We start from the raw sequence: 14,845 nt of genomic DNA on the forward strand, positions 1-14,845 counted from the left end.
CCCCCCCCATACAGGCCACTCTCTGCGCCCAGACCATCGGCCAGCAGCCTAGACCTATCTGCCCTGGCATTATCTTTAGATTGCCCATTCATTCCCCCAAGTACATGAAACCAGTTATTCGACTAGGCGACCCAACCGACCACGGCGGGAACGTCACCAGCGCCAGCAGCACGACAACCATGTTCGGCAAAGCCGTTGCGCTAGTCGGCGATTCCGTCAGCTGCCCACAGCAAGGGCATACAAACTGCGTGATAGTCGAGGGTGATCCATCTTGGACCGTTGGCGGGAAAGGGGTAGCACTGCAAGGCCATAAAGTTAGCTGTGGCGCGACTCTGATTTCCACGCTGGGGCAGGTTATGCGCAGCTACGAAGGCAGCGGAGCAGCCAGCACAGGGGCGGGCGCGGGCATCGCAGCCGCCGCCGCTCTAGCCAGCGCTGCGACCGTCGAGTCTTTCGATGAACAAATCCGCTTTTTCACATCAGACCGGAATGTCCTGGCCGATACGCCTTACAAGCTGACCCTGGCTGACGGCTCCACCATCGAGGGCCGCACAGACGCAGGCGGCAAAACTCAGCGCATAAGCACGGACACCGCTCAAGAAATCACTTGCGCGGAGTTCTTCCCTGACACGTTCTACGGCTGCGCCTGCGCCGCTGAACACATGTGCGAGGCCGGCGGGCGCGCACCCGCCCCAGCCCTGAAGGTAGAGCTGAAAGGCGTCAAGACAAATGCGCAGGCGATTGGATCGTCAGTGGTTAGCGAAACGCTGCCGCCTCCTGACGTTCGCCCCATGACTGCCGGCGAAATCGCGATGGCAAAAACCGTATTCAAAGACTCGCTAGACTACGGTAAAGTCAAGATTCACAATGGGGGGCTGATGGGCCAGCCCAATCGCTCAAACAATGCCATGACTCCAAAGGGCGAAATACATTTTCCATCTAGCGATTACCTACCTGACTACTCAACAGTGAGTGATACCATAAAAGTTTGGTTTATTCATGAAATGGGCCATGTTTGGCAATACCAGATGGGATACTCTGTTGTATGGGCTGGAATTAAGCTGGGCGCAAAAGGTGGTTATTCCGATGATGGTGTAAAGGGCGCTCCGGCACCGGCCTATCGATACAATCTTGACGGCGCAGACAAAGGAAAGACACTTCCTGATTTCAATATGGAACAGCAGGCCGATTTGATTGCCCACTACTACGCCGCAACACAGCTAGGAATGCCACGGCATATAGATAACCTGCCCGCCCTGGAAAAAGCACTTGCCGGATTCATAGTCAATCCGAGTAATAAAAACCTTCTACCCAACACAACACAGGTAGAACCCAAACCATGAATATGATCAGAGTTATTTTAGCCTGCGCCCTCGCCCTCATAGCATCATACAGCAGGGCCACATCAAAGCTATACAATGCAGAGGCCGCAGTTATTCTAAAAAATGGCTCCCCCTGCTTTTATATACCTTACGAAATAAGCAATAATCCCGCAGTGTATTCCGATGGAAAAGGACTACAGCTAAGCCTATTTAGTGCCTCACAAACCAACCCTGGCTACGTCTGGAAAACTTGGTTTAAACAACGTCCTGCCAAACTACCCAACACCCCGGAAAGCTGCATTCCCTACGGAACGATGTCCAAAGATTGGAAAGGCATGCAGCCAAAAGCGCTTGCAATGGCCAGCTCATATCAATTAGAAATAGGCGGCGAGCTGGGCTCATATGGCGCTTTTTTCTGCATCCAAAAAGACAAGTCCGGCGCGTCTTACATAGCAAAAAGTGACCACAAGGGGACTTGCTCAACCTCCCCCCTCCCCACCCCATCCCGCTAACCACATGTGCGCAGGCGTTGAATTCAACGGGCAGCCTATCCGCTGGGCCGACTCACGACCACGCCTGCCGGTCCTCATGCGTGACGGCTCCGTCGAATGGTGTCAATGGGGCAGCCCCGGCACCTCATGGACTCCCAACACGCCCAGCGGCGGCCTTCTTCGACTTGAAGACGTCCGCGCCCACAAGTGGGCGCGCTTCCACCCCAAACCCGTCAAAGTCCCCGCCAGCGCCTTCCTATTGCTGAATGGCGACGACAGCGAGGCGTGGCTTACCATCCCGCCGGGCTTTGCGATCCAGGGCGCGGCCATCACAAGCAAAGAGCTAGTCGGCCACAGAGTCGAAGCGCTGCCCAAGGTCTACATCATCACCACCCCCGCAACGGACGATCTCGCCCCACGCTATGAGCGCATGCCGCGCCTGATTCGACATAGTAACGCTTGACGTTAATAACGCATGGCGTTATTATTATTTTCATGATTACAACGTTCAAGTGCTCTGACACTGAATCACTCTTCTCGGGTAAACGAGTAAAGCGATTCGTCAACATCGAAAGCGTGGCAATCAGGAAGTTGCAGCAGCTAAACGCCGCAACTACCGTTGAAACCTTGAAAGTGCCTCCGGGCAACAGACTGGAAGCGCTTAAGGGCGACCGAATCGGACAATACAGCATACGCATCAACGACCAGTGGCGCATATGCTTCAAGTTTGAGGATGGAAACGCGACCAACGTAGAGATAGTTGATTACCATTAGTAGTCATAGCCGGGGAGCAATCCCCGGCTCTCAGCCATTGGAGATTTGAAAATGCGTGAAGTACCACTTGCCCACCCTGGCGAAATCCTGAACCTAGACTGGCTAAAACCGATGGGCATAACCGAATATGCCCTAGCAAAAGCAATTGAAGTTCCACCGCGCCGTATAAATGAAATCGTCAAAGGACAGCGCGCAATCACGACAGATACCGCGCTTCGACTTGGCGCTTTTTTTGGCGTCGAGCCGGAATTCTGGATCAATCTGCAAAGCCATTATGATATGGAGCAAGCGAAAGATAAAATGTCCGAAGTTTTGGACCGCATCAAATTGCACAAGCAAATCGCGTAACTCCTCTACAGCAACGGATTTATCCCAACAACAGCGAAAGTTAAACATGACTCAAGACATCAAGTGGGAACTTGTAATTGCCGTAGCTGCCTTTATACAACCATGGGCAATCAAACTCTTCAACTTGATTTTTAGAAGACCCAAGCTTGAAATATATGAAACCGGAAGGATTGAGATAGGCCATTCAGGATTTGGCTCTACCATAAATCTATCAGGAACACTAAGACCAATCAATAAAGACATTTTCGTACAATTAGTTGAATTAAAAATCACCCGCTTAAGCGACAGCGCCAAGAAAGACTTTAAATGGTTTGCATTTAAAAGCGGGGCAATATCCATGACCAATCAATCCCCGCAAATCTCAATTGCATCAGGATTTTCCATCCCACTAAACGCCCCAAAACAGTACAATATCTTTTTCGCCTCTGGCACTTTCCAAGAAGACATAAATGCCTCACTTGTGCCATTTACAAAAAAATGGAGCATGATACAAACAGAATATTTCTCCAACCTCCCCGATGAAGCAAGAGCCAGACCTACCCCCGCAGAAAAAACTGAAGAACTATTCGGGTCTTTAACCAAAACCAATGAAGCAGGGGAATTTTTCAACCACTTAAATGAACTATTCTTCTGGACTCCAGGCGATTACAAAATTGAACTAATCACAAACACCACTGAGACGAAGCCGGTCACAAAGGCATGGAGCTTCAGCATTTCTCGCGAAGAGAGCCAGGGGCTAAAAAATAATGCAGCAGCAATCATTAGAGAAGCTTGCGGACTAGGGAACACTTATAAGTTCATTTACAAAACATACCCCACACCCGATACGAAGACATCCAAAAAGCCAAGCACAAAATAATTGCACTTGGCTTTATACCTCCCTACCTCAACCCACAAATACCATATTGCACGGCCACGTTAATAAATCCACGCCCCACCACATCCCAACTATCCACCGTTACCGGCTCCAGCAGCCGGCACGGCTTCACCATGTTTGCCGGCAATGGCGGCATTGGCTGCAGCGATGGCTGTATTGAGTTCGCGCAGCCGCTCAGGACCAGGGCGGCAATCAGCGGGCAAAGGAACTTGCTCGACAACACGGTTATACCTCTCGATAATTTTTGGGTTCACGTTTCGCAGCTGATCTAGCCGCGCTTCGATATCGACGGACACTTGATGCAAACGCACCGTTTCAGCGCGATAGACGTCAAGATCACCCCGCGCCCGGCTTGCGTCGGCCGAGGCGGTTACAGCAGCCGCCTGCAGCCGCTCAACCTCCCGGCCATGCCCATAGGCTCGCCATACCGTCCCGGCCCATAGCGCGGCCAGCAGCAGGCCGCCCAGGGCATAAACTCTCCCCGACAACATCACAGCCGCCCCGCGATTGCATCGGCCACGGCCTGCGCCAGCCGTTCCTTGTTGGCTTGATAGGCAGCCAGCTCCGCCGCATTGGTGATGAAAAACAACTCAACGATGACGCCGCCCGCATTGACGAATGCCAGCCGGCCGCGCGCGCTCGCGCTCTGGTCAATCCACCCGCCCGCACCGCGCAGCGGACTGCCCAGGACGCTCGCCACAGCCGCGCTGATGCGTTGACTGATGCCGCGCAGCGCCGGCAGCGCGATAGACTCCACGCCACGCGCCAGTGGGTTCACAGCGGCGTTACAGTGAAACTCGACGGCGATATCCCGACCAGGGATAAAGCGCAGCGCCTCGGCCAGCGGCTTGTTTTCCTGGCCCTGGCCATCCGTCACAACATCATGCCCAGCGGCGCGCAGCCGCTCGGCAACGAGATTGCGAAACTCCAGCGCAATGTCTGCCTCACGCGCGCCATTCGCCACAGCGCCCGGATCATTGCCACCATGGCCAGCAGATACCAAAAATTTCATATTCCCAACTCCCATAAAAAAAGCCCGCACAAGGCGGGCATATCATTCATAAATAACTTTGCTCAGCTTCCGATTTTATCGGCCCGCTGTTTTAACCAGGCTTCCAGATACTGTGCCCCCAGGATGCCGATAGCCGCACCAACACCAACCAGGGCCGGCAATGGCATATCGGGAAAGCGAGTTAACACCACGCCAGCCACTGCCGACGTCGCACCGCCCAGGATCGAACGACCGAACGCCAACCGCATCGTGATTTGTTCTTGGCTTACCAGCAACTTACTAAGTCCAATAGCCGCCCCAACCACCACCAACGCGACCAGCCCCTTTTCATGCTCTTGCATTTTCTTTCTCACAAATAAAAAAAGGGGCGCTTGCCCCTTTTGCTTCTCTACTTCCAGTTATGGCCCTAATGTCACACTTACAACAGGACTCACCCCCAGCAAATCCTTAGTTACCCCATCATAAACATATAGTTGGAATTTCACATCCTTGACCGGCTCCATACTGGTAAACGTTACCCAACTCTTATCATCCCACACAAAAGGCCTAACTTTTGGATTTTCCGGGCCAACCTGCTTCCATTTATAAGTCAGATAGTACCCTTCGGCATATGCAATCTTCGAACTAACATCCCGCTCAGTCTGCCATGGCCAAGTCCCTCCAGTATTATAATGGGAACTCACCACCGTATCACTCAGCGTAATTTCAATAGGCCGACGTTTTCCATAAAATGCCGATGCCGAATAACCACCCGCCGAAACTTTAGCCAGCTGCCTAAATGCCAAATCGTTGGCGCTACCATTTTGCGCCTCCCCCCGCCCTAATTCTTTGTTCAAATCACGCGCCGATAACGCCCCGCTAGCCGGCAAAGTCATGCGGCCTCCAACATGGAAATGCGGGCCTCTAGCTGTTCGAAATTGCGCTGTTGCTCCTTCAACGCCTCTACCAGCAAACCAACCAAATTGCCGTAAGCAACCGTCAACGTTTTGGCTTCGTCGGCCGCCTCGATCACCGCCTCGGGCTGCACCGCCTGCACTTCCTGCGCGATCAGGCCCACTTGGCGGGCGCCGGTATCGGTTCGGGTGAAGGTGTAGCCATTAAGGCGTTGCACCTTGGCCAGCGCATCCTCAATCGGCTGGACATCCTTCTTCAGCCGCCTATCCGAAAACCACCCCACATTACCGGCCGCCGTCATGTCGCCGGTCTTGGTATCGACATACCAGCGCCATGCCTCGGCAGACCCGCCGCCCAGGCCAAAAACACCATCGTTACGCAATCCCAACTTCACCGCCCACACGCCCGGCAGATGGAAGGCCGCCGCCGCAATCTGGCTATCTCCCTGGCCATTTCCTGGCCCGCACACCTCCAACGAGGACGACTGATCCCCCTTCGCCATCACACCCGCCAGCTTGCCCGTCAGCAGCTTGTCGCCGGCCTCGATAACGCCCGCCGCTCTGTAATCGTTGCCCTGCCACACATGCGGCATGTCGCTGACGCCCGCTCCGGCTAGGTGAAGCACCGCTTGCGCCACCGCGTCATCTTTGCCGCCCCCGCATACCGCCAGCGCCGCCACTTGACGCTTGCCTTCCTGCATTGCCCGCCAAACCGTATATGCCGAACCACTCGACGGGCAGGCGACTTGCAGACCAGCCCAGCGCGCATCTGTCGCCCAATCCTTCCAAGAACTGCCGTTCGGCTGAGACGTCAGCGGCGCGAGAAACCGCTTGTTGCCCGTTACCTGCTGATCCCCGGCCAACGCCAACAAATCGGCCGCTTGCAAACCGTCAACGGTATCGGCATCCAGGCCCGACCCTGCGCCGTGGTTTTTGTCATGCCAGACTTTGACCCATGCGCCCCAGCGCTCGTTATACCGGCTGCGGAAATACAGCTGCGTGTTGTCCGGGTGATAGGTTTGATACTGCTGGAACGTCATGCTGCCCTGCTCCAGCACCGACAACGCACCGGCCACCCCCCACGGGTAATTTCTGCCTGTTGACGCATTCGCGTTGGCTCCCTGCCAGAACCAGCCGTTTTGCCGAAGCGTGTTCAGATCCACGTCTTTGCCCAAGCCTTGCCGATACATCAACAGCGCGCCATCGTTGCCGGTATGCCAATGACGGTTCCAACTACTCCACGTACCGTTTTCCAACCGGGCTTCGTAGACCTCCCCACCCCAGGCGCGATAGGTCAACGTCCCCCATTGGTCATTCAGGTAATTGACCGTGAACATGCCATTTCTGTCGCTTGGCGTTCCCTTCAGCCCTTTGCCATCGCTGGTTTGACCATGATAGAAACCGTTCGGCCGCTTATCGAATAGCACCCCGTCGCGGATATTGCTCGCATTGCCACCCAAGCCATAACCAGCCAGGTCTTCAGGCTCCAGCTTCTTCGCCAGCTGGCTGGCGACGGTATCGGAGAATTTGGCGTCATTGTTCAGCGCCGCGCTCAACTCCTTCAGCGTGTTCAGCGCGTCCGGCGCGCTGTCGATCACCCGCGCGACGGCGGCGTCAACATAGGGCTTGTCCGCGAACTTGTTTTCCAGCAGGCCGTATGCCTGCGACCACACTCGCCCCTGAAGGTCTACTTCAAGCGTTTTCTTGCTGTTGATAAAAAACGCCAGGTTCTTCGTCCCGGTTACGGGCTTGTCGCCCTCATAGTCGGCGAACAGCCCCGTATCGGCGTCATCGTCAAACCCATAGCCGACTCGCGACGAATCCCCTTTGTCCGGGTAGCCCTTGCCGGCGCGGACGGTATCCGCGCGCGACTGGCCGACCACGTCCAGCCGGCTCGGCATGCCGCTGCGGCCGATCACCACCCGCCCGCCTTCCTGATGCAGCAGGGTATCGGACCCGCTCGCGCCAATCCGATGCTGTAGCGTCACGCTGCCGTCCCCTGCGTGGATGTCCACCAGCACCGGCCCCTTCGTCGTCACATTGCGAAACAGCCGCAACGTCGAACTGGACACGCCGTCCAGCGGCTGCGGGTCCAGATCGATCAGCGCGCCGCCGGTCGCCGATTGCGCGAAGAGCGCGCCGCTGCCGCCAGAATGGACAGGACTCAAGGAAACGAAGCCCTTGTCGGGATTGGCGGAGGAATTGACTCGAATCACCTCCCCGCGCTTGACCGCAGCCTTAACCAGCTCGCGCGCCTCTTCCACCGCCTGCGCCGCGCCGGCTACCGAGTCGGCGCTGGCCGCCGCCGCGTCCTGGCTCAGCTTGGCCGCTTTGGCGCTGGCATCGGCGGCCGTTACACTGGCCGCGACCCGCTTTTCCGCCGCCGTAACGGCCGCCTGGCTTTTCTCCACCGCATCCCGGTTTAACTTGGTTGCCGTGGCATTGGCCGCCGCTGCGTCCTGGCTGGCCTTGGCCGCCTTGGCGCTGTCCTGCGCGCTGTCGCGCGCGGCGATCAAATCGGCGGCGTTATCGACCACCACCACCCGCGCCGCCTCGACCTTGGCCAGCGCGGTCTTAACTGCGGACTCAATGGCCGGCCAGGGCATCACGGCATGCGCGTCGCCCAGCTCGTCATAAAGCGTCGCCTGCGGCTGGTCCGACAGCAGCACGTCGCGGAAGCCGCCCAGCGTGGTCAGCCAACGCCTTTGCATCTTGGCCAAATCCGCCGCCACCCGGCCCAGCTGGGAACCGGTGAAGTTCCGCACCACCGCGTAAGGCTGCGCCTTGACCGTCGCGCCCAGGTAGGGCGTCCGCAGTTGCAGCGCCTCGGCCGCGACGGCCGCCACCTCATACCAACGGCCATCCGGGCCAATCAGAATATCCCCTTCGTTGGTTTGCCCTTCCCAGCCCGTCCCCTCGCCCCGGACCTCGACGCTGCCTTGCGCGACGCTGATCCGGCCCACCCGATACCAGTTTGTATCTACCGACATTCACCACCCCATAAAAAGCGGAAGCCCCGATTAACGGGGCTTCGGATATTTCTCTTTGATTGTGCCAATGCGTTGCAGCATGTCGGCTAGTTCCGGGTCATCGACATCCAACCGCGCCAGGATTTTCCACATCGCGTCCAGCTGCTCGCCGATCTCGGGATAGGCATCCGCCCGGCGGCCGGCATAGTCGGCCACATGATTAATTTCCACTTTCCACCTCGCCCACCCAATCCAAATACGGCCATGCCGAAATGCGGACTTGGTACACGCCCGGCAGCGGAAACTTCAGGTCCGCCACGCCGTCCGCACACTCGTAGCGCTTGCCGTCGATGTCTACGGCGCACGGCACCGGCAAGCCGCTGAAATGCGCGCCGTCGCGGATGCAGGGCATCGCCGGCCGGGGCGTCGGCACGCCGGCCGGGATATAGTGCGCGTCGGCGGAATAACTCCCCTCGACCGCCCCTTCCCCCTCGCCGGCCTGCAAGGCCACCCAGGCCCCCGGACAATTCCCGTCCCGGACGATGCGGCCCGTTTCCCGCTCATACACTGTGAAACTCGCGTTCATATCACCTCTTCAGAATCAACACGCTAATGGTGGCCGCTGCGCCCACCGAATACGGCCAATCGGCATCAATGGAATAGGTATGCGTCCCTTCTCCCGGCGTATCGGCATAGGCCAACACCGTAGAGCCGCCGCTGAAGAAGCGCCGACCCGCGCCGATGTAAGAGCAACTGGCGTTGCCCCGACATGAGGAAATCACGCCTCCATTACGGCGCAAGCGCACCCAAACCAAGCCGCCGATCTCATCGCCGTTCGCGTTGTTGTTGGCCACAATCAGCGCCGTGACATAGACCGATGCGCCCGGCGGCACATATACCGCAATGCTGCCGCCATTGACGAAGGCGGACGCGGTCACGGCATTGCCGGCGATGCTGGCGGTATCAACCACCAAATCCCGGATGTAGCCCCCGCGCACGCCGTCCAGGTCAATCATTGGCCGGCCATCGCGCCCCGGAATCGTCAGCCCGGTGGCGTCGATCTGCTCGGCCTTCAGCTTGCCCTTGATCTTGTGCGCGCCCATGCCGTCCATATCGACGACGACATTGCCGGCGTTGTCCAGCAGCCGAAGGCGCTTGCCGTCGATTTGCTCGGCTTGGATGGACTCTTTGGCGATCACGCGATTGCCGATCAGCGTGCCATCCAAGATCATGTCGCCCGACAGGCCGGCCGCGACGCGGCCGTTCAGTTTGCCCACCGTGAACACCTGCGCCGCGCCGTCGCCGTTCGGCTGGGCAATCAGGAACTTGTCCGCTAGAACGGCGAACTCGCTGCCCCGCTCGCCATTGTTCAGCGCGAAGCCGCTGACAAAGTCCTTGCCGCCTTTCGAGCGCGTGATTTGCACCGACCATTGCCCCATCAGGCCGCTGACCGTCTTGGCTTGCTGGCTGATCGTGGTTTCGGAATCCCCCACCCTCGATGTCAGCGTGTCCAGGCGCTTGGCCAGCGCGCCGTCCGGGCCGGTCGCGGTTTGCAGCTCCTGGCGCACCGTGGCCAGGTCGCCGGCCGTCTTGCTGGTCAAGGTCTTGATGTCGCCGGCCAGTGCTTTGTCCGCGTCGGCCCGCGCAGTCTGTTCCTGCTGCAATCCTGCCTGTGCGACTTTCTGGCCGTCTTCCTGCTTGGCGGTCAGCTGGTCCAGCCGCTTGGCCAGCGCGCCGCCCGGCCCGGTCGCGGTTTGAAGTTCCTGGCGCACCGTGGCCAGGTCGCCGGCCGTCTTGCTGCTCAGCGTCTTGATTTCGCTGGCCAGCGCCTTGTCCGCGTCGGCCCGCGCAGTCTGTTCCTGCTGCAATCCTGCCTGCGCGACTTTCTGGCCGTCTTCCTGCTTGGCGGTCAACTGGTCCAGCCGCTTGGCCAGCGCGCCGTCCGGGCCGGTGGCGGCCTGCAACTCCTGGCGCACGCCCGCCACATCGCCGGCCGTCTTGCTAGCCAGGGTTTTGACATCGCTGGCCAGCGCCCTGTCCGCCTCGGCGCGCGCGATCTGTTCTTGCGACAGCCCCGCTTGCGTGTCGTCCATCCGCGCCGCCAGGGTCAGCCGCGCCGACGCCTCTTGCCGCAGCGCCTCGCTTGTCGTCTTCAGCTCTTGCTTGGCCAAGGCGCGATGGCGGGCCTGCGTGTCGCCCAGCAAATCGTTTGTCAGCACGTTTTGCATGGCGGCATCGATGGCCGATTCCGCCAGCGCCGCCGCGCCATCGATATCGATGGTCAGATTCGACACCCGTTCCAGCGGCTGGCGCAGCTCGTCCACCAGCATGCCGCCGCTGATGCTGCCTTGCAGCTGCTGCAACAACAGCGACGGGTCGCGCACCGCTTCGGCGTCGGCCTGCGCGAATGCAGACGGATTGCCCCAGCTGTCCACCACCCGCAACCAGTAGTAATAGCGGACGCCGGCGCCCACGCCGTAATGCGCGAACGTGTTCGTCGGATAGGCGACATCGGCCAGCCGCACCGGGTTGCCATCGTTCGGCGTCACGCTATAGAACAGCTCGGCGCGCACCAGATCAGGCACGCCGGCCGGGTAGCGCCATGACAGATTGACCACCATCGCCCCGCCCGTCGCCGACAGCGCCGGCCGCGCAGGCGGCGCGACGTGGCCGCGCGTCTCGATCTTCGCCAGCGCCGGAATGCTGCGCAGACCCGTCGCCGACACGCTCGACACCCGCACTTGCCAGACGCCCGGCACCAGGCCGCTCAGCTCGGCATGATTGGCCGACAGCTCCGGCAGCTCGCGCCAGTTGCCGCCCTCCTCTCGATAGCCGACCACATAGCCGCGTAAATAGGGATGGCTGACGGCCGGCCAATCCACCTCTAGCCGGACCTCGCGCCGGCCGTCGCCGGTCAAATACGGCACCTCGCGCATGGCCACCGTCGCGACCGGCGGAATCTGCGCCGGATCTGGCAAATTCGATACCGGCGGCGCGTCGATACAGATCCCCCGCTCGACCGTTTCCCACTTGTGCGGGTTGTGCTGCAGGCCGCTGATTTCGTAAATGCCCGGCTCGCGTTCGCGCCGGCTGACGCAGCGCCAGATAGTCGGCTGCAAGTTGGTCCCGCTCAGCGCCCAGGTCGCCCCCGCCACCGGCTGCGCCGGGAACGGCGCGACCAGCTGCAAGCGATCCGTTTCGCCCGGCGTCACCACAACGCCGCGCTGCGCCAGCGTGCCGTCCGGCATCGGGCATTCCAGGCTGTACGCGACGCCCTCGTCCAGGGTGACAGGCGCATCCAGCTGGACCGATACCCCGTCCACGGCCAGCAGGCGGCCGGCCATGTTGCGACCGGCAAACACCGGGTCAAACACCGTGAACAGCTCGCCCGGCAGCAGGTCGCAGCCATACAGCCCCGCCGCGAAACTGATCAGCTCGGTTTCCGTCTGCGACGTTTCCAGAATGTAGCGGCCCAGCTGCTGGGCTTGGGCCCGATTCGTGCAGCCCACCGCCACCACCTCGGCCGGCTGGTAGCCGTAGCGCGCCAAGCCGTCCGCGTGCTCGACGTATTCAATCGCGCGTTTCCAACTATCGGCCGGATCGACGAAGGACACCGACGCCACCGAGTAGCGCTCGGCCTGTTCCGTGCTCGTGTAACTGAAGCGGCCATCGATCACGTTTGCCGGCACGAAATGCTTGGCCGGCACGTCGCCCGGCATGTCCGCGACCACACGAATGCCCCCGGCGCTGGGGACCACGCGTCCGCAAAACACCGAAGCCATGTCTTGCAAGACCTTCCAGGCATCGCCGCCGGCGCTGTGGTAGTCGTGCAGCTCGAAGCGCCGGCGCTGGCCGCCCATGCCGTCGTTGACGCGCTGGTCGCACCACTGGCCAATCCGGTACAAGTCCCATTTCCACGCGCCATCCGGTGGCAGACTGATATTGAACCGCTCGTCTGTGGCCAGCGCGAACAAACACCAGGCCGGATTCGAGGACACCGCGCGGCGGAATGTGCCATCCCATGCGCCAGCATAGGTTCCGGCCTCGGCGTCGTAATTGCTCGGAATGCGGATAGTGGACAGATTCCAGTCGCTGGTAATCTCCGGCACCGATGAGAATTGCTTGGCGTCGAACGTCACGCCCAGCAGCGCATAGCCGGGATAGCTCAGTTGCAGGCTCTGAATAACCGTGAAGCTGTCCCACTCGGTCGCGTTGATCAGGCGTTGCGTCGTGCTGTCGCCGGACAGGCGGCGAACCCGCACCTCCCACGGTCCCGGCTCCGGCAGCTCGATGCGAATCGCCCTCTGATACTTGCTGCGGGTCTTGCCCTGAATCGTGATGTTGCGGCCCAGCCGCCACGCCCCGCCGGGCTTGCGCAGATCGACCAGCATTTCCACCGTGGACGGGTTGGTATCCCCTTCCTCGGTCATCTCCATCAAGCCGCGAACCGACACCGTTACCCGCACCGCGGTCGCCTCCGGGTCATCGATGCTGCGCACGATGCCCGCGCCGCCCTTCACCTCAACGCCGACTGGGAATTCCGTTTCCACCTCGTCAAAGCCGGGAATCGGCGCTTGCGCGCCGCCGCCCGTCCGATGCTCGACCCGCACCCGCTCGAAGTTGTGCGAGCCATCCGGGTTTTGCAGCGGCACCCCGGAAAAGAAAACGGACTGGTCGCCATTGACCAGTCCGCCCATTTCGCCCAACCCCACCAACATCAGGATTCTCGCTGTCGCCACCGACTGCAAAGAATCCGGCGCTTCATGCGGCTTGCGCGGTTCCTGCGGCTTGCCACCGCCCGCGCCGACTACCTCCAACGCACCCACTTAGATATCCTCAACTGAAATGCCCGCCGAAATGACGATGCCGCCGACCCGATGCCGCCCCCAGCCCCAGGGCGCTGGCGCGCCCTGCGCGCTGCTGTTGACTGCGCCGTTGAACAGATAAGAGGACTTGCCCTGCTGCTGCTCGGCCTGCTGCTGGTCAAAGCGCGGAACGGGTGACAGGTACATCATTGCGCCGGTCAGCATCAGGCCGACGCCGACCGCCATCAGCTGCGAACCACCGAAGGCAATCGTCAGCGCGCCGACCACGATCAGCGCCGCGCCGATCAGACGACTACCGCCGCCCGCCCCGTTCACTTCCGGCATGATCAACACATCGCCAGTCGATACCAGCAACAGTTCTTGCTCCTCGATGTCCCGATCCGCCACCGCCACGCGAAACACAAAGCCGCGTTCGTCCAGCTGGCGAATCGCATTGTTGAACCCCGGATACAGCGCGTTCAGCGCCGCCACCGCCTCGCCCGCCGACGACACCGCCAGCCGATGCGCCCGGCCGTAGCGCTCGCCCAGCTCGCCGCCCAGGCGAATTGTTCGCAATTCACTCACCCCGATACCTCCCCCGTTTTACTGTCACCGCTTGCCAATACCCGCCATAGATATGCGTCTCGGACGCTCGGTCCCGCAGATGATGGAGAATCCGGCCATCCCCCAGCCAAACCGCGACATGGTTAGGCTGCTGGCCCCGTATCTGCATCAGCAGCACATCGCCAGCCTGCGGCGTATCGTCCACCCACTCGAAGCCGGCGGCCTCGGCCGACAGGGTGAACAGATCAAGACCGCGATCCCACCAACCATCTTCGCCAGCCGGTCGCGGCAGGCTGACGCCGCGTTCGCGCGCGAACCAGTCGCGGACCAGCTCCCAGCAATCGAACACGCCATAGCAGTACGGCCGCCCCAGGTAGTCGGCCCGCCAGCCGCTGGGCGCGATGTGGCGATAGTCGCCGCCGGGATGGCTGACGATGTGCCAGGGCATACCCGTTCGTTCGCACATCGCCCGATCCACCAGCGACGGCTCAGCCGTCCCGTGCGGGTGGCTGTGCCAGATGCCGACAATGCGGCCCAGCTGCTCGGCCGCCGCCCAGCCGGCCGGGTCGATCTGGAAGAAATGCGCCGGCTCGGCCGCGACATTGCGGCAGGCGTAGACCCGGCCCGAGTCCAGCACCAGGCCGCAGGCTTCGCGCTCGCCGGCCTGCGCCGCATAGTCCAGCATCGCGGCGATTTGTTCGGATGTTGCAGTCATCGCTTTACCCATAAAAAAAGCCGCTTTCGCGGCTTCTAAATTTGACGATCCTCTATTGCACATCTGGCAAATGCC

16 protein-coding genes and 1 pseudogene are annotated in these 14,845 nt (G+C 60.3%); 7 read left to right on the top strand and 10 right to left on the bottom strand.

Features of this window, described 5'->3' with window-relative positions:
- Window positions 1–104: 104 nt before the first annotated feature.
- From VA599_RS02665 to VA599_RS02695, 7 genes and pseudogenes are all read left to right on the top strand, one after another.
- Window positions 105–329 (top strand): annotated as a pseudogene (locus tag VA599_RS02665) (PAAR domain-containing protein); the annotation flags it as partial.
- A gap of 27 nt (window positions 330–356) precedes the next feature.
- Entirely contained in the window at window positions 357–1,343 is a 987-nt protein-coding gene (locus tag VA599_RS02670) for a hypothetical protein (RefSeq protein ID WP_346787807.1), read from the top strand.
- Complete coding sequence (locus VA599_RS02675; protein ID WP_346787585.1) at window positions 1,340–1,834, top strand: hypothetical protein; 495 nt, start codon at window positions 1,340–1,342, stop codon at window positions 1,832–1,834. The genes VA599_RS02670 and VA599_RS02675 overlap by 4 nt, the downstream gene beginning before the upstream one ends.
- A 76-nt stretch (window positions 1,835–1,910) precedes the next feature.
- Window positions 1,911–2,276, top strand: a complete 366-nt coding sequence (locus VA599_RS02680; RefSeq protein ID WP_346787586.1) for a hypothetical protein — start codon at window positions 1,911–1,913, stop codon at window positions 2,274–2,276.
- Between the two features lie 32 nt (window positions 2,277–2,308).
- Window positions 2,309–2,587 carry a type II toxin-antitoxin system RelE/ParE family toxin gene (locus VA599_RS02685; RefSeq protein WP_210563904.1) on the top strand — a complete coding sequence of 93 codons (279 nt, stop codon included), beginning with the start codon at window positions 2,309–2,311 and terminating at the stop codon, window positions 2,585–2,587.
- Window positions 2,588–2,638: 51 nt separating this feature from the next.
- Window positions 2,639–2,935: a HigA family addiction module antitoxin gene (locus VA599_RS02690; protein ID WP_346787587.1), complete on the top strand. Its 297-nt coding sequence runs from the start codon at window positions 2,639–2,641 to the stop codon at window positions 2,933–2,935.
- 46 nt (window positions 2,936–2,981) lie between these two features.
- Window positions 2,982–3,794: a hypothetical protein gene (locus VA599_RS02695; RefSeq protein WP_346787588.1), complete on the top strand. Its 813-nt coding sequence runs from the start codon at window positions 2,982–2,984 to the stop codon at window positions 3,792–3,794.
- Between the two features lie 89 nt (window positions 3,795–3,883).
- Here VA599_RS02695 and VA599_RS02700 read toward each other — a convergent pair whose 3' ends face one another.
- The 10 genes from VA599_RS02700 to VA599_RS02745 all read right to left on the bottom strand — a co-directional run bounded on the left by VA599_RS02700 (window position 3,884) and on the right by VA599_RS02745 (window position 14,770).
- Window positions 3,884–4,303 (bottom strand): hypothetical protein, encoded by a 420-nt coding sequence (locus tag VA599_RS02700; protein WP_346787589.1) that lies wholly within the window; start codon window positions 4,301–4,303, stop codon window positions 3,884–3,886.
- Window positions 4,303–4,824, bottom strand: a complete 522-nt coding sequence (locus VA599_RS02705) for an N-acetylmuramoyl-L-alanine amidase (RefSeq protein ID WP_346787590.1) — start codon at window positions 4,822–4,824, stop codon at window positions 4,303–4,305. Before VA599_RS02705 ends, VA599_RS02700 begins: the two co-directional genes overlap by 1 nt.
- 62 nt (window positions 4,825–4,886) lie before the next feature.
- On the bottom strand, window positions 4,887–5,165 hold the full coding sequence (locus VA599_RS02710) for a phage holin family protein (protein WP_346787591.1): 279 nt from the start codon (window positions 5,163–5,165) through the stop codon (window positions 4,887–4,889).
- Window positions 5,166–5,222: 57 nt separating this feature from the next.
- Window positions 5,223–5,699, bottom strand: coding sequence for a hypothetical protein (locus VA599_RS02715; RefSeq protein WP_346787592.1), 477 nt, complete (start codon window positions 5,697–5,699; stop codon window positions 5,223–5,225).
- Window positions 5,696–8,707, bottom strand: a complete 3,012-nt coding sequence (locus VA599_RS02720) for a pyocin knob domain-containing S74 family peptidase (protein WP_346787593.1) — start codon at window positions 8,705–8,707, stop codon at window positions 5,696–5,698. The genes VA599_RS02715 and VA599_RS02720 overlap by 4 nt, the downstream gene beginning before the upstream one ends.
- Window positions 8,708–8,737: 30 nt before the next feature.
- Window positions 8,738–8,902 carry a hypothetical protein gene (locus VA599_RS02725; protein WP_346787594.1) on the bottom strand — a complete coding sequence of 55 codons (165 nt, stop codon included), beginning with the start codon at window positions 8,900–8,902 and terminating at the stop codon, window positions 8,738–8,740.
- A 4-nt stretch (window positions 8,903–8,906) separates the two neighbouring features.
- Window positions 8,907–9,272 (bottom strand): hypothetical protein, encoded by a 366-nt coding sequence (locus VA599_RS02730; protein WP_346787595.1) that lies wholly within the window; start codon window positions 9,270–9,272, stop codon window positions 8,907–8,909.
- A 1-nt stretch (window position 9,273) separates the two neighbouring features.
- Window positions 9,274–13,512, bottom strand: coding sequence for a TipJ family phage tail tip protein (gpJ, locus tag VA599_RS02735; protein ID WP_346787596.1), 4,239 nt, complete (start codon window positions 13,510–13,512; stop codon window positions 9,274–9,276).
- A complete protein-coding gene (locus VA599_RS02740; protein ID WP_346787597.1) occupies window positions 13,513–14,067 on the bottom strand; it encodes a tail assembly protein in 555 nt (184 codons plus the stop codon).
- A gap of 1 nt (window position 14,068) precedes the next feature.
- Window positions 14,069–14,770 carry a C40 family peptidase gene (locus VA599_RS02745; protein ID WP_346787598.1) on the bottom strand — a complete coding sequence of 234 codons (702 nt, stop codon included), beginning with the start codon at window positions 14,768–14,770 and terminating at the stop codon, window positions 14,069–14,071.
- Window positions 14,771–14,845: the final 75 nt, after the last annotated feature.

It is taken from the genome of Chromobacterium indicum (assembly GCF_039708975.1).
In the GTDB taxonomy this organism is placed as follows: domain Bacteria; phylum Pseudomonadota; class Gammaproteobacteria; order Burkholderiales; family Chromobacteriaceae; genus Chromobacterium; species Chromobacterium piscinae.